Genomic DNA, 14,097 nt, shown 5'->3' on the forward strand with positions numbered 1-14,097 from the left:
TGCTTCATTAAAGATTATGTGAACCTTGGCAGACTCGAACTGCCGACCCCTACCCTGTCAAGGTAGTGCTCTAAACCAACTGAGCTAAAGATTCATACTTAAGAGACCACAAATATAGCTACATTCCTTCATCTCTCCAAATCAGATACATTTTTTGCAAGATCAAATTTATGGAGACCCTTTTGTTATATAGTTAATTATACCTAAATTTAGTCATCCAATGAAAGTTTTAGGACTACAGTACTATGAAACGTATTCTTTATCTTATACTAATCCAATTGTTCCTAACATGTGTCATCTCTGTTAGTACTCTTTTGTCTCTAAGTTTTTGTCCTCCATTTATATGACACTGACAGGGGAGATAGGCTATCAATATTCTAAAGGGGAAACCTTTCAGCAGTCACAACTGCTACCTTTTGAGATGGATGTTCTTACGGGACAACTGGGGTTGAGTTGGACTGGTAGTTCCTTTGTATCCTTAGATTATTCTGTACGAGGGAATGCCTCATGGGTGAAGGCTAAAGAAATGCAAACCGTCAGCCAAATACGGGAACTTGAACAAAATTTCAAGAGTACTATTCTCCTCGGTGACGCATGGGGTATTACTGCAAATCTACAACATTACTATGATAAGAATGAGAGAAGGGAACCATTAAATTTCCTATTTCTAGGTGCTGGGGTCTATTATAGTCATGATAAATATAGAGTACAGGTGGACCTTACTAATCTTACGAATATCAGAGAGCAACGCTTTGTGTGGCAAAATGGGATAAATAGAGGATTCAAGAGCACACAGTTACGTGGTAGAGAGGTCTTAATCACGTTGAAAATAAAGAAGTAATAATTCTAGACGGAGTCTTTTTTTTCAGAAGAAGACATCCAGATGATGGGCAAAAATCTTCCTATAGGAAACAGTTCTCTTAGTCATATGAAAAATTTCTGTTTCCTATAGGAAGGATTTTTACTTCTTATAACGACAACACCGTTGCCTAAAAATTATGGACAAAGATTGATAGTTACTTTCGTGTAAGTACTACAACTTCTTCTCCACCAGCATAGAAACTCACGGTCCCATCTTCATTCATATAGAAATGGTCAGCATCGGACAATGCTTTGGCTAGTGCTTGCTCTACATCCATATTCTCACACGCCATGCGAGTAGTCATAATAGCCTCTATATCAATCCATGTTGGGTCATAGTCTTCTGAATCTTCATCACTAAAACTTATGGATGAAGAGAAACTATTACAGCTCAGGTTCCCTCCAATGGAAAGCTTATCTATGTCAAAACCTATCACGGGTTCCTTCTGTAGTTTTTGCTCTTTGATGATAAGATCTCCTACCTGAAGTACACTCCACTCACCATCTAGCTCAGAAGGCTTTATGATGGTTTGGTCCGAAAGTGATGGAGTGTTCAGATCATTTGTGTCTTGATTACTAGAGATATCCTTCAGATCATCACTTCTTTTTTGGAGAACTAAGACTACAGCCTTATCCTCATCATACATCTTTAGTTCTTTGCCGTCTTTAGAGAGCTCAAATTTCTCCACCTTATTCAAGGCATTCTGAATACTCATCTCAACGTCAGAATGCTCACACAAAGATAGTGTAGAGGCGAGATCCTCTATCTCTATTTCATTGGGGTGATCGTCGGTGTCGATACTAGCAAAGATATTATTACATCCACTATTACCATAAATTGTTTTGCTCTCAGGATTTATGCCAATAAATGCATTTTCTAACTGGATCTGCTGTCCATTAGCCTCTATTATTGACCACTCTCCCTTAAGCTTCATCACTTGACTTTTTGATGAGCAACTACTAAGCATAAATACACTAAGTATGATGCTGATTGTTATCCAAATTCGTTTCATATACATTTATTCAAAATTAATATTCAGTTATGAATATTAATTTACAGATTACTATTTAGTTGGGATAATTTATTTCGTTGTATTTTCTTAATTATGATTTTTATATACAAAAAGCTCGTAGAGAAATGACTTCTCTACGAGCTTTATAATATTTCATCAGCTATCTAAATGCTGATGCAGTATCAGTCTTTGTTCTTAGCTTTGATGAACTCTCTATTCATACGTGCAATGTTGGAAATCGAAACCCCCTTAGGGCACTCAACCTCACAAGCACGAGTATTAGTACAGTTACCAAAACCTAATTCGTCCATCTTTGCTACCATTCGTTTTACGCGACGAGCTGCCTCTGTACGTCCCTGTGGAAGCAATGCAAATTGGCTCACCTTAGCACTAACAAACAACATAGCTGAACCATTCTTACATGCAGCTACACAAGCACCACAACCGATACAAGAAGCAGCATCAATAGCTAGCTCTGCTGTATCGTGCGAAATAGGAATAGCGTTACCATCAATCGCACTACCTGTATTAACCGAAACGAATCCACCTGCTTGTTGGATCTTATCAAACGATGTCCTATCAACCATAAGGTCACGAATGACAGGGAAACCAGCAGAACGCCATGGCTCAATAGTAATGGTATCACCATCATTGAACTTACGCATATGAAGCTGACAGGTAGTAATGAGATTATCTGGGCCGTGTGGGTGTCCATCAATGTAGAGAGAGCACATACCACAAATTCCTTCACGGCAGTCGTGATCAAATACAATTGGCTCTTCACCTTCGTGAATCAATTGATTGTTAAGGATGTCTAGCATTTCTAAGAAGGAACTTCCTTGAGAAATATTAGCTAGATCATAGGTAACGAAGCGCCCTTTATCTTTAGCACTTCTCTGTCTCCAGACCCTAACCTTTATATTTATATTCTTATCCATAAAGTTTTTCTGTCTCTAAAATAGTCCTAAATAAGGGTTCGCATTAAGATTTATAGTTACGCTGAGTACGTTCTATAAACTCATAATCAAGAGGTTCCTTGTACATAACAGGGGCCTTATTCTCTCCTTGGTAAGCCCAGCAAGAAACATATGCAAATAGATCATCATGACGTAGAGCTTCTCCTTCTGGAGTTTGGTGCTCTAGGCGGAAGTGTCCACCACATGACTCAGCGCGATCCAGAGCATCGTGTGCCATCAATTCACCGATCTCAATAAAGTCAGCTAGACGAAGAGCCTTCTCTAACTCAATGTTTAAGTCAATTGCTTGGCCTGGGATACGGACATCTGTCCAGAATTCTTTCTTGATATCAGCAAGTAATTCGATTGCCTTCTTAAGACCTGCTTCATCACGTCCCATACCTACGTACTCCCACATGATCTGTCCAAGCTTTTTGTGGATTTCATCAACGGTTTGCTTACCCTTGATATTCATAAGCTTATTGATCTTATCCATGACTTCCTTTTCAGCAGCTGCGAACTCAGGCAAATCTGTGCTGAAGCGTGGCACCTGAATCTGATCACTTAGATAATTCTGGATAGTATATGGTAGAATGAAGTATCCATCGGCTAGACCTTGCATCAATGCTGATGCACCTAGTCTGTTAGCACCGTGGTCACTAAAGTTTGCCTCTCCAATCGCAAATAGACCTGGTATAGTGGTCATCAGCTCGTAGTCTACCCATAATCCACCCATAGTATAGTGAATTGCTGGGAAGATCATCATTGGTGTCTCGTAAGGATTATCTGCTGTAATCTTTTCGTACATCTGGAATAGGTTACCATAACGCTCTGTTACGACATCCTTACCAAGTCTTTGGATTGGCTCTGCAAAGTCAAGATAAACAGCTTGTCCTGTACCAACGCCATATCCAGCATCACAACGCTCCTTAGCTGCACGGCTGGCAACGTCACGAGGTACAAGGTTACCAAAGGCTGGATAGCGACGCTCTAGGTAGTAATCGCGATCTTCCTCTTTGATCTGAGTTGGACGAAGCTTGCCAGCACGGATAGCTTCAGCATCTTCAATTTTCTTTGGTACCCAGATACGACCGTCATTACGAAGCGACTCACTCATCAGTGTCAACTTACTCTGTTGATCACCGTGCTGTGGAATACATGTTGGGTGAATCTGAGCCATACATGGATTGCCGAAATAAGCACCTTTCTTGTAGCATTGCCAAGCAGCAGAACCATTACACTCCATAGCGTTAGAGCTTAGGAAGAAGGTATTACCATAACCTCCGGATGCGATCACAACTGCATGTGCTGAGAATCTCTTGAGCTTACCACTTACAAGATCACGTACTATGATACCACGTGCTCTTCCATCAATCATCACGAGCTCTACCATCTCATGGCGAGTAAATAGCTCTACCTTACCAAGACCTACTTGGCGTGAAAGAGCTGAATAAGCTCCAAGCAATAGTTGCTGACCTGTGATACCACGTGAGTAGAATGTACGTGATACTTGAGCTCCACCAAATGAACGATTGGCTAGAGTACCACCATATTCACGAGCGAATGGTACACCCTGAGCTACACATTGGTCGATGATTGAGTTAGATACCTCTGCTAGACGATAGACATTAGCCTCTCTAGCACGGTAGTCACCCCCCTTAATTGTATCGTAGAATAGACGATATACTGAGTCGCCATCATTCTGATAGTTTTTAGCGGCATTGATACCACCCTGTGCTGCAATTGAGTGTGCACGGCGTGGTGAGTCCTGGATACAGAAGTTATAAACATGAAAGCCCATTTCTGCCAGTGATGCAGCTGCAGATGATCCTGCAAGACCTGTACCGACCACGATAACGTCGAGGCGGCGCTTATTGGCAGGGTTCACCAATTTCTGGTTAGCCTTATACTTGCTCCACTTGCTTTCCAGTGGACCTTGAGGTATTTTTGCGTCTAATTGTGACATATACATTAACTAGCTTAAGATTGATTAAAGAACTGGACTTAGATTTTTGCCACCAAGATGCCAGATAGCTCCAACACTATCCCATGCACCAGTGCTCTTGAGATAAAAGGCGATGGCAACAAATGCAAACATTACGCAAATAAGAGTTGCTACAATGTAGCCAATTGTCTTAAGGCGTTTGTACCACTTAGCGTTATTCCATCCAATTGTCTGGAATGCACTCCAGAAACCGTGTGTTAGGTGTAACCAAATGAATATGAACCAAACAAGGTAGAGGATAACAATCCATAGGTTAGAGAACTGGAATAGGATCAAATCAAAGCCATTTGCTGATTCGCCACCAGTCCACTCTTGTAATTGCATTTCACTCCAAAAGTGTGTTAGGTGCCATATAATTCCGCCTAATATGACTAGACCAAGAACAAACATATTCTTTGCAGTCCATTGCACTTCGCTCTTACCAGCCATAGCATACCTATCTGTACCACGTGCCTTACGGTTCTGTAGCGTAAGAATGATCGAGAAGATGATGTGTAGAATGAAGAATAGTGCCAAAATCGGTACCATGAATTGAACGATCGCATTCGTGCCTAGGAAGTGGCAGATCCAATCATAACCATCTTTAGAAAAGACAGCAACAACGTTCATTACCGAGTGGAAAAGCAGAAAAAAAATCAGACAAAGTCCAGTGACGCTCATCACTACTTTTCTGCCGATTGATGAATTAAATAACCACATATAACAGTAAAAAATCTAAAAAATTGGTTGATATTTCTTTGTACACTACAAAGATAGATTTTTTAAGACTAATCAGCAAGCTTTTAGACTTTAATTTTTATTTATTTCTTTAATCACTATTATTGATGATTTTTTATTGTCTTCTAGAGGGTTATAATTGAGCTCTATACTCATCTCACTTGTATGTTTCAATTGGGCTGTATGACTCTAAGAGTATTCACAATTGCATTTTAATATAGTCTTCATCTCACATACGATGTCACGTACCTTAGTTCGTTGCTTGCAGCCATTTATTGCAATAATTCTATCTCTGTCCGGCTCATGTATCTCATCTCTTATGCGAACTGCGTCAGTAGCATTAAGACTAATCTGCGAGAATGAAGATTCCGACCGGTAGTGTCCCCAAAAGTGTGTACGGCAGAATGCGTCTCTGAAAAGCAAACCTACATATTTTTTCGCTTTGTTTTCCATAAACATTAAAGATAGACCAATAAAGAATTAAGGCAAGGCTGTCGTAGCACCGCGGAGACACCGCCTTGCCGTATTCTTTTAGGTTGATATCTTTGTGTTGGAAAATAAAGCACATTGTTGTTATTTACTTTTCATTGTTCTTCCTAAGTCCAAGAGTTAGATCTCCTATTCTTTTCTTCAGATAGTTTGCATTGATTGCAATACTACCTATCAAGTGTAGAGCGGATTCTACGCTAGGTAATGCACATTTATATCGAGCCCCTTTCTTTACCTGTCTATTGAAGCGTTCTATCCAGTTAGTACTATGAATGTACTTGCGAACACTGACGTCGTATTTTAGGTATGTGAAGTAATACTCTATCCTCTGACCGTTAGCTATTTTTGTGAGAAAAGGATAGCTCTTACGCCATCTGAACGCAAAGTTTTTAAAGCTCTCTAGGCCATCTAAAGGTGAGCTTCTTGAGCCGTCTTTACTAAAGACCTCCTGTAGATCACTTGCGATGGCTGACTTATCTCGAGGGCGTATCTTTCGAGTTATTTCTCGCTGTAGATGCACCGTGCAGAGCTGGACTTCCACTTCTGTAAAGTGCTCACGTGCAACCTCTTCAATGTTATTCAACCCGTCTGAAATGATTAGTCCTACCTCTTCGAGTCCTCGGCTTTTTAGATCCTCAAAAAACTCGCCCCAGATGCCGCTTCCCTCTGTTGGATTATTATAGACACCCACGATGTCTCGACGTCCTTCGCTATCTAAACTCATCACTACAAAAAATGCCTCCTTGCTCACACTTTCTCCTCTCCGTACAGGAAGATATGTAGCATCGATAACAAGTGCCTCTAAAGTCCTCGGTAGACGTCTTTGACGCCACTCTTCTACTGCTTCTTGGGTCGATAAGGAGAGACGATTGATTTGACTCGTACTATAACGTTTACCATACAAACGCTCGAATACTCCAGAGATATCCTCCATCGTATTACCGCAGCTATATAGATAACCTGCTAGTTCTCCCATCTCTTTCTCTTGATCTTTGAGAACGCCTAAAATCAAGGGCATGAAGCCCTGCTGTCGAGTTCGGGGTACTCGTAATTCTAGCATATTACCACTCGCAAAGATGCGACGGGAGCGGTATCCATTGCTCACATCGCCACTATCTTCTTTATACAGTTCCCTCTCCCCTTGCATCGCTATTTCGATGATTAACTCCATTAAACGGCCAACTCCATTTGGCTCTGTCATCAAGTTTGATAGAATTTCATTAAATTGCATTTGTGTAAGTCTCATCTTCTTGTTTATCTTTTGTTTTTAACTTTTCAAAGATAACATTCTTGGGACTTACACACTTTTTGGGGACAGTATCTTCCGACCTTTACTCTTTAGGCACACAAACAAAGACGGGGAGACTTCAGACTTCTTAGAATGGCTTCATGAGAATAACAAAAGAAGCCACCGCAAATATGCGATGGCTTCTTTTATAAATATTATTAGACTTCTATCTATCTAATTATCCGTTGATCTTAGCCATAGTAGCAATAAGATCTAGCACACGATTAGAGTAACCAATCTCATTATCATACCATGATACTAGCTTTACAAATGAATCTGTAAGAGCGATACCTGCCTTAGCATCAAAGATTGATGAGTGTGTGTCCCCTAGGAAGTCAGATGATACCACAGCATCTTCTGTATAATCAAGGATGCCCTTTAGTTCGTTTTCACTAGCATTCTTAAGTACCTTGCAAATCTCTTCGTATGAAGCTGGCTTCTCAAGATTAACAGTAAGATCTACTACTGAAACATCAATAGTAGGAACACGGAATGACATACCGGTAAGCTTGCCATTTAGAGATGGGATAACTTTGCCCACTGCCTTTGCTGCACCTGTTGTAGATGGGATAATGTTACCACTAGCAGCACGGCCACCACGCCAGTCTTTCATAGAAGGACCATCAACAGTTTTCTGTGTTGCGGTGATTGCATGAACAGTAGTCATAAGACCGTCTTTGATCCCAAAGTTATCGTTAATAACCTTTGCAAGAGGAGCTAAGCAGTTAGTAGTACAGCTTGCGTTACTTACAAGTTGGGTACCCTTCTTATATTCTTTCTCATTTACCCCCATAACATACATTGGGGTATCATCTTTTGATGGTGCTGACATAACCACATATTTAGCACCAGCTTCGATATGTGCTTGTGACTTTTCCTTAGTTAAGAAAAGGCCTGTTGACTCTACGATATACTCAGCATTAATCTCGTCCCACTTTAGGTTTTTTGGATCACGCTCTTGTGTACAGCGAATCTCATTACCATTAACGGTCAATGTGCTTTTGTCGAGGTCATAGCTGATAGTGCCGTCAAATCTGCCGTGCATAGTATCATACTTAAGCATATAAGCAAGATAATCTACAGAAAGAAGGTCGTTAATCCCTACAACTTGAATATCATTGCGAGTCTGAGCAGCGCGGAAGACAAAACGTCCAATACGGCCAAAGCCGTTAATACCAATTTTGATCATAATCCTATTTTTATAGTTAAATATTATATTAATTTATTATCTAAGTTCCTTGTCTTTCACAAGTGTTGACAGCTGATTCTTATGAATCAAAAACTGTATTTGTGAGAAGCATAGTCTCACGATCCAACCACTAGCAAATTTACTGATTATTATTCAGTATTCCGAAGCGTTGGATGGATATTTATTTATCAGAGGATCGTATTATCTTCTGCGTTTTCGCTTTAGACCAAAAAGATTCCTAAGGGTGAATCGGATCAGTTTGCCTGCTCCTCGAAAGCTATAACTAAGTAGCTTCCTCTCACCAATAGTATAAAGCATCGGTATCAGGACGGACCCCATTCTTGAAAAGCGGCTAAGAACGCCATCGGACAGCAGAAGCCCAGAAGATCTCTGAGATCTCTTCTGCTTATAGGCAGTATTCTTGATACTATCTCCTCCGAGGATCTTATTTGCGACCTTTCCTAAGAATGAATTTTTCTCTGAGACATTTACGACAATCTCATCAGTAATCATGTCCTTACCATTCTCTTGAAGAAATTCTTTTTTTCTCTTCAGCTGTCGGATACTATCGTCTGCTTTCTGCTCTAATAGTCGCTCCCTTTCTAGAAGCCTCTGTTTATATTTTGGGACTTGTAAAGTATTACTATTCATAAATCCTTATTCGTTTACCTGATTTGTGATATTTTCCCTGATTTTAGCGTAACTTTCTTCGTAGCATCGAGTCTCATCATAAGTTTGAGACATAGCCCTCTTAATTATACGCTCTTTCTCCTGAGCTTCAAGCTGATCTATGACTTCGTTGATAACTTTGCTTCTAAGACTCTCAGTAAATTTCTTCTTAAGAAGAAGCATTATACCTACGACTATAAGTAACACACCTAGCATACATAAGAACCCAAAAAGGAGAGCCTTTATAGTTTCAAAGACTACTGCGCTCTTAATGAACAATAGTGAAAAAGCAAAACCACCAGTCACAGAAAATACTATGACGAATAGCTTTAGAATCAAAAAAAGAAAAAAATTGTATAATCCTCCTGCCGCAGCTGATGACCCTTTATCTGCCAACTTCAGCTGGAGTAGTTCCAGCTTCGCTTCTGTCAAATTTCGGACATCTGTTACTGCTCCTTGGAGTAAAGATATTATTGTATGGTTAGGCATAATGGTTGTTCATATTAAGATATAAGAAAACCCATGCAACCGCCCATGATTAAATGGCAGGCATGGGTTCCCATTTGCTATGAGCAGAATTTAAGTTTATATTCACTATTCTCAATTCTACTTATTCTGTCATCTGAATTATTTATCCAAAAAAGATGGATTATTTTGATTTCTTCGCTAATTTTTCAGCCTCTTCGCGAGCTTCGGCCTTCAATTCTGACAATTCCTCCTCGGTTAGTTCGATGATCTCTTCAGCACTTTCTTTTGACTTCTTACCAAAAGTCTTAGCACTAGAAACAACATCATCATATATCTGACCAGCATCATCCTTGACATCAGCCATATAACGTGACAGATCTCTCTTTGCTTTACGAGCACGGATCTTACCTTCATAGTAAGCATCCTTAAAGTCATCACGCACTCTTCCGGTGCGGTCATTTACGTCATCAACAAACTCGTTTCTTTTCTGAGCATCTGAAAAGTAAGCCATAGCAGCACCTATAGCAGCACCTATAGCAACTCCAACTAATACCTTAACGCCATCATTATTTCTATTCATAACAATTGTTTTTTTCTGGTTAAAAAATAAGACTTAAGCCATTTTCTATGACTCCTTGTTCACAAATATACCTTTTTATATTCTATTATAAAAGATGTAGATTGTAAAAATAGTTAATGGTCTTTTCTTTGATAACCTCTTCTGAGACACCTTTTTGATTCGCTACTTGACGATACAGAGACCTCAGGTCTGCAGTACTTTCATCTGTCTCAATAAAGAATGATTCGGGAAGTTCTGAGGTATGTTCTATTAAAGTTGGATGAATACTCAGATGAATACCAGCATTAAGTAATTGACTAGCTAACTGGGGCTTACCTCTAAACCCATGGACGACCCAGGGTATAGATCTATGATCTTTTTGTTTTTTTAGTAATACATGCCAATATGATACAATATGAAGTATCAAAGGCAAGCCAAGCTCTTCAGCGACTGAGATCTGGATCTCCATTAATAAGTCTTGTAAATCCTCTGACAGTGAGCTCCTATTATCCCACCCACATTCACCTATAGCAATGACTGGCTTAGGAGCATCAGCGATAGCATTCTTCAGAGTCTGCTTGACCTTATCAGTCGGTTCAGCCATTAGCGCTTTAGACTCAAGACTCATTGGATGAAGTCCAATTGTAAGATAATCTGCTCGTACATGTGGCGTCTCCCCAAGCTGTAGAGACTGAACAACAATGACCTCTGCGTCATTCACATACTTTTCACATCCATTCTTGTGGGTATGATAGTCGAGCCACTTTTTCATAGTAAAGCCTTTCAGGGGACTGGATCATATCCACTACCGCCCCAGGGATTACATCTAAGGATACGCCAGATAGTCAATGCCAAGCCCTTAAATGGGCCATGCTTCTTAATGGCTTCCATCCCGTACTGACTACATGTCGGAGTAAACCGACATGATGAAGGAAGCATCGGGGAGATAAACCTTCTATAAAATCGAATAGGAAGCAGCAGAAGCCAAATTAACAGACTTCGAATAGCCTTAATAATATCTTTTAAAAACTTCATGACAGCCCCTCTAGTTCCTCTTTATTATCTATTGATTGTATCAGTATATCCAGAGCCTTAATCGTAGCATTCTGGACCTTTTCATACCGCTTCAATCCGTCAGAGAGGTATATAAATCCCACAAGCAAAGTCTGCTTCTGATCTTGGCATTCAAGTTCCTCCTTCAGCTTGTGATTATTCAGTCTATAGGCCTCTCTAGTGAGTCGCTTCATCCGATTCCTATCGACTGCATGCTTTAGCTTCTTTTTGGGGATTGACACCAATATTTTGAGCGGTATACCTTCTTGGTATGGCACCCAAGTATAGAGGACCCTAAATGGATAGCAAACAAAACTCTTCCGTGAAGCGAATAATAATCGCAATTCATCTCGAAGATAGAGCCGTTCCTTTTTGGGCAGACTATTATTCTTAGGCATGCTTATCTACACCATGTGTGGATAGATAGTGACTGAGAGCTCCTGTTATGCTTTGAAATTCCTTATTTGGAACAGCTAGATCTACCTTTAGTCCCCTCTCCTCTAACTGTCTTAATGTACCCTCTCCAAGACATCCTATAACCTGATTGCCTTGCTTATAATTAGGAACATTCTCCAAAAGAGAATTAACACCATTCGGACTAAAAAAGAGAATCATATCATAGGATTCAATTTCTCCATCAGCGAATTCGGAGTTAATAACCTTACTGAGAATCCCCTGTGTGTAGGCAATATCTTTTTCATCCATCACTTGGAGGAGGTCATCCTTATAACCTTCAGTAGAAGGAACAAAAAATATTTCTTTGTTATGTTTCTTTACCAAAGAAGGAAGATCCGAAGTGTTAGAACTCTTTTCTGGAAAAAAGATTTTCCTTTTACGAACGGTTATGAATTTTTGTAAATACAGACTGATAAATTCTGACGAGCAGAAGTATTTAAAATCATCTGGCAGTTCAACCCTTAGCTCCTTGAGGATAGCAAAGAAGTGGTCCGCCATTGTCCGAGAGTTCAGTATAACTGCAGTATGCTCCAGGATATCAATCTTTTGGTCTCTAAAAAAGCGAGTTGAGACAGGCTCTATCTTGAAAAATGGTTTGAAGTCAATTTCGACGCCGTACTCCTTAATCATTTCAAAATAAGGAGACTTAGGATTTGTTGGCTTAGGCTGCGAAACTAGGACGCGCGATATCGTTCTGGACATTTTTATTGTCTATTGTACTGTTACCTAAAATCATATTACACCCCCCAAAAAACAAAAAGCAGAGGGAATATTTCACAGGTGCAAAGATACAAAATAATATGCAAAGGATATCCGCGAAGATATGGGAAAATCATTAAACTTTGGACAAGAATAACAATCCTGTATGCTAAATATGAAACACCAGCTATCGATAACGCTATCCAATGAGTCTTAGGACCTAGCAGTAATAATACGATCGGGATAAAAAGTGAATACCCAAAGTAACTCCAATTCTTAAAGTACTCTCTATACCAAACGGCTTTATTCGCCCCTCTACTAAAAGCAATCCATATCCAAAAATATATAATGAGCCGTGTAAAACAGAGCGTCGTAATTATGTACGTACCATTGATAATATTCTCCCAAAAGACAGTCGGTTCGACCTTAAGTAACAATACTGATGTTACACTTACCAGGAATATACTTTGGATCGCTGAAAATAAGAGAAAAAGGAGTCCAAATGTATCCTTTTTATATCGGAGTCTTAAGACGAAAAGAGTGGCTGTCGCAAGTAATAAAAACAGGAGAGTCACGATTAGTCCATCTTGATAAACTGGTGCCTCCGATTTTAAAATAGGTGCAAAACGTTCTTCAAAAAATGGCCAATTATCCATCTTTTGCTCTCTCTCCCATTAAAGATTATATATTCAGTCTATTGATAAGTAGTCTCCTATTCACATGGCTCCTTTTCGCCACATTTCACTAAGATCGTTAGGTAACATAGCCAATGCATTCTCTTCAGCTGCACGCATCTCTTTTTTCTCCTCGTCAGTCATGTCATTCAAGCCACACAAGTGTAGCACTCCATGTATCAGCACTCTTAATAGCTCTCGCTGAAAGGGCTCATTGTATTCTTTAGCATTACTTTCCACCGTCTCGAGTCCGATAACGATATCAGCAAAAAGTAAATCATCTACAGGTGAACCAAAAGTGATAACATCGGTATAGTGATCGTGCCCTAAGTATTTCTTGTTGACCTCTAGAATACGCTCATCATCACAAAATTGAAACGAGATATCTCCCACTTCAAAGTTGTAAACTTCAGCTACTGAACGAATCCATTCATTTACTTCTCTTCTTCTAAAGGGTGGTATCTTCACGCCATCCTCATAGTAATTGATTGACATAACAACTATCTCTTTTTCTATAATAACTTAAGATTCTTTTTTCGCACGTCCCTTCTTAGGAAGGTACTCAGAGTAATCCTCTCCAAAGGTAGCTAATTCTCTGACCAATGAACTACTCACACTGCTAAATTTAGCATCAGAGAAGAGGAAAATGGTATCAATCCCGTAGTGATTACGATTAACATCCGCTATTGTACGCTCAGCCTCCATATCCGCCACAGTCCGGATACCTCTGATAAGCACAGCTTCCTTACTGATAGAGATGGCATACTTCGCGACGATTCCATCGTGCTGAACCACCTTTATTTTCTCATCACCTTTATAGAGATCTCTGATACTTTCCAGCCTCTTTTCGGTAGGCTGGAAGGGAGACTTTCTAAAATTCACACCGATTAGGATATGCACCTCATCGAAAAGTTTCTCTGCTCTCTCTACAATATGTTGGTGCCCTATGGTGAAGGGATCAAATGTCCCTGCGTATATACCTATCCTCTTCTTCATAGATC

16 protein-coding genes and 1 tRNA gene are annotated in these 14,097 nt (G+C 39.9%); 1 reads left to right on the plus strand and 16 read right to left on the minus strand.

The window, feature by feature from the left end:
- Positions 1-19: 19 nt before the first annotated feature.
- A tRNA-Val gene (locus QYZ87_06325) sits at positions 20-94 on the minus strand.
- A 249-nt stretch (positions 95-343) separates the two neighbouring features.
- On the opposite strand from QYZ87_06325, the gene QYZ87_06330 reads away from it, so the two are divergent.
- The gene (locus tag QYZ87_06330; GenBank protein ID MDN4754144.1) at positions 344-841 is read left to right on the plus strand and encodes a hypothetical protein; all 498 of its coding nucleotides are present in this window, start codon (positions 344-346) and stop codon (positions 839-841) included.
- Positions 842-1,016: 175 nt separating this feature from the next.
- On the opposite strand, the gene QYZ87_06335 is transcribed toward QYZ87_06330, so the two are convergent.
- The 15 genes from QYZ87_06335 to coaD form a co-directional block, all read right to left on the minus strand.
- Complete coding sequence (locus QYZ87_06335; GenBank protein MDN4754145.1) at positions 1,017-1,874, minus strand: META domain-containing protein; 858 nt, start codon at positions 1,872-1,874, stop codon at positions 1,017-1,019.
- Between the two features lie 182 nt (positions 1,875-2,056).
- On the minus strand, positions 2,057-2,812 hold the full coding sequence (locus QYZ87_06340) for a succinate dehydrogenase/fumarate reductase iron-sulfur subunit (GenBank protein MDN4754146.1): 756 nt from the start codon (positions 2,810-2,812) through the stop codon (positions 2,057-2,059).
- A 43-nt stretch (positions 2,813-2,855) separates the two neighbouring features.
- The gene (locus QYZ87_06345) at positions 2,856-4,796 is read right to left on the minus strand and encodes a fumarate reductase/succinate dehydrogenase flavoprotein subunit (protein MDN4754147.1); all 1,941 of its coding nucleotides are present in this window, start codon (positions 4,794-4,796) and stop codon (positions 2,856-2,858) included.
- A gap of 24 nt (positions 4,797-4,820) precedes the next feature.
- Complete coding sequence (locus QYZ87_06350) at positions 4,821-5,534, minus strand: succinate dehydrogenase cytochrome b subunit (protein MDN4754148.1); 714 nt, start codon at positions 5,532-5,534, stop codon at positions 4,821-4,823.
- Between the two features lie 595 nt (positions 5,535-6,129).
- Positions 6,130-7,272 (minus strand): IS256 family transposase, encoded by a 1,143-nt coding sequence (locus QYZ87_06355; protein ID MDN4754149.1) that lies wholly within the window; start codon positions 7,270-7,272, stop codon positions 6,130-6,132.
- Between the two features lie 235 nt (positions 7,273-7,507).
- Positions 7,508-8,518, minus strand: a complete 1,011-nt coding sequence (gene gap / locus QYZ87_06360; GenBank protein MDN4754150.1) for a type I glyceraldehyde-3-phosphate dehydrogenase — start codon at positions 8,516-8,518, stop codon at positions 7,508-7,510.
- A gap of 201 nt (positions 8,519-8,719) precedes the next feature.
- Positions 8,720-9,169: a hypothetical protein gene (locus QYZ87_06365; GenBank protein ID MDN4754151.1), complete on the minus strand. Its 450-nt coding sequence runs from the start codon at positions 9,167-9,169 to the stop codon at positions 8,720-8,722.
- A gap of 6 nt (positions 9,170-9,175) precedes the next feature.
- Positions 9,176-9,676, minus strand: coding sequence for a hypothetical protein (locus QYZ87_06370; protein ID MDN4754152.1), 501 nt, complete (start codon positions 9,674-9,676; stop codon positions 9,176-9,178).
- 160 nt (positions 9,677-9,836) lie between these two features.
- On the minus strand, positions 9,837-10,235 hold the full coding sequence (locus tag QYZ87_06375; protein ID MDN4754153.1) for a YtxH domain-containing protein: 399 nt from the start codon (positions 10,233-10,235) through the stop codon (positions 9,837-9,839).
- Positions 10,236-10,320: 85 nt separating this feature from the next.
- A complete protein-coding gene (locus QYZ87_06380) occupies positions 10,321-10,986 on the minus strand; it encodes a TatD family hydrolase (protein MDN4754154.1) in 666 nt (221 codons plus the stop codon).
- 11 nt (positions 10,987-10,997) lie between these two features.
- Complete coding sequence (gene yidD / locus QYZ87_06385; protein MDN4754155.1) at positions 10,998-11,249, minus strand: membrane protein insertion efficiency factor YidD; 252 nt, start codon at positions 11,247-11,249, stop codon at positions 10,998-11,000.
- On the minus strand, positions 11,246-11,665 hold the full coding sequence (locus QYZ87_06390) for a ribonuclease P protein component (protein MDN4754156.1): 420 nt from the start codon (positions 11,663-11,665) through the stop codon (positions 11,246-11,248). The genes yidD and QYZ87_06390 overlap by 4 nt, the downstream gene beginning before the upstream one ends.
- Positions 11,658-12,425, minus strand: coding sequence for a uroporphyrinogen-III synthase (locus QYZ87_06395; GenBank protein MDN4754157.1), 768 nt, complete (start codon positions 12,423-12,425; stop codon positions 11,658-11,660). Before QYZ87_06395 ends, QYZ87_06390 begins: the two co-directional genes overlap by 8 nt.
- Before the next feature lie 713 nt (positions 12,426-13,138).
- Positions 13,139-13,591 carry an rRNA maturation RNase YbeY gene (gene ybeY / locus QYZ87_06400; GenBank protein MDN4754158.1) on the minus strand — a complete coding sequence of 151 codons (453 nt, stop codon included), beginning with the start codon at positions 13,589-13,591 and terminating at the stop codon, positions 13,139-13,141.
- 27 nt (positions 13,592-13,618) lie between these two features.
- Positions 13,619-14,092, minus strand: a complete 474-nt coding sequence (gene coaD, locus QYZ87_06405; protein ID MDN4754159.1) for a pantetheine-phosphate adenylyltransferase — start codon at positions 14,090-14,092, stop codon at positions 13,619-13,621.
- Positions 14,093-14,097: the final 5 nt, after the last annotated feature.

It is taken from the genome of Porphyromonadaceae bacterium W3.11 (assembly GCA_030434245.1).
In the GTDB taxonomy this organism is placed as follows: domain Bacteria; phylum Bacteroidota; class Bacteroidia; order Bacteroidales; family Porphyromonadaceae; genus Porphyromonas_A.

Bases quoted from the DNA above. Each gene is read 5' to 3' on its own strand.
- QYZ87_06330 (MDN4754144.1), top strand. From the start codon at position 344: ATGACACTGACAGGGGAGATAGGCTATCAATATTCTAAAGGGGAAACC.
- QYZ87_06335 (MDN4754145.1), bottom strand. From the start codon at position 1,874: ATGAAACGAATTTGGATAACAATCAGCATCATACTTAGTGTATTTATG.
- QYZ87_06340 (MDN4754146.1), bottom strand. From the start codon at position 2,812: ATGGATAAGAATATAAATATAAAGGTTAGGGTCTGGAGACAGAGAAGT.
- QYZ87_06345 (MDN4754147.1), bottom strand. From the start codon at position 4,796: ATGTCACAATTAGACGCAAAAATACCTCAAGGTCCACTGGAAAGCAAG.
- QYZ87_06350 (MDN4754148.1), bottom strand. From the start codon at position 5,534: ATGTGGTTATTTAATTCATCAATCGGCAGAAAAGTAGTGATGAGCGTC.
- QYZ87_06355 (MDN4754149.1), bottom strand. From the start codon at position 7,272: ATGCAATTTAATGAAATTCTATCAAACTTGATGACAGAGCCAAATGGA.
- gap (MDN4754150.1), bottom strand. From the start codon at position 8,518: ATGATCAAAATTGGTATTAACGGCTTTGGCCGTATTGGACGTTTTGTC.
- QYZ87_06365 (MDN4754151.1), bottom strand. From the start codon at position 9,169: ATGAATAGTAATACTTTACAAGTCCCAAAATATAAACAGAGGCTTCTA.
- QYZ87_06370 (MDN4754152.1), bottom strand. From the start codon at position 9,676: ATGCCTAACCATACAATAATATCTTTACTCCAAGGAGCAGTAACAGAT.
- QYZ87_06375 (MDN4754153.1), bottom strand. From the start codon at position 10,235: ATGAATAGAAATAATGATGGCGTTAAGGTATTAGTTGGAGTTGCTATA.
- QYZ87_06380 (MDN4754154.1), bottom strand. From the start codon at position 10,986: ATGAAAAAGTGGCTCGACTATCATACCCACAAGAATGGATGTGAAAAG.
- yidD (MDN4754155.1), bottom strand. From the start codon at position 11,249: ATGAAGTTTTTAAAAGATATTATTAAGGCTATTCGAAGTCTGTTAATT.
- QYZ87_06390 (MDN4754156.1), bottom strand. From the start codon at position 11,665: ATGCCTAAGAATAATAGTCTGCCCAAAAAGGAACGGCTCTATCTTCGA.
- QYZ87_06395 (MDN4754157.1), bottom strand. From the start codon at position 12,425: ATGTCCAGAACGATATCGCGCGTCCTAGTTTCGCAGCCTAAGCCAACA.
- ybeY (MDN4754158.1), bottom strand. From the start codon at position 13,591: ATGTCAATCAATTACTATGAGGATGGCGTGAAGATACCACCCTTTAGA.
- coaD (MDN4754159.1), bottom strand. From the start codon at position 14,092: ATGAAGAAGAGGATAGGTATATACGCAGGGACATTTGATCCCTTCACC.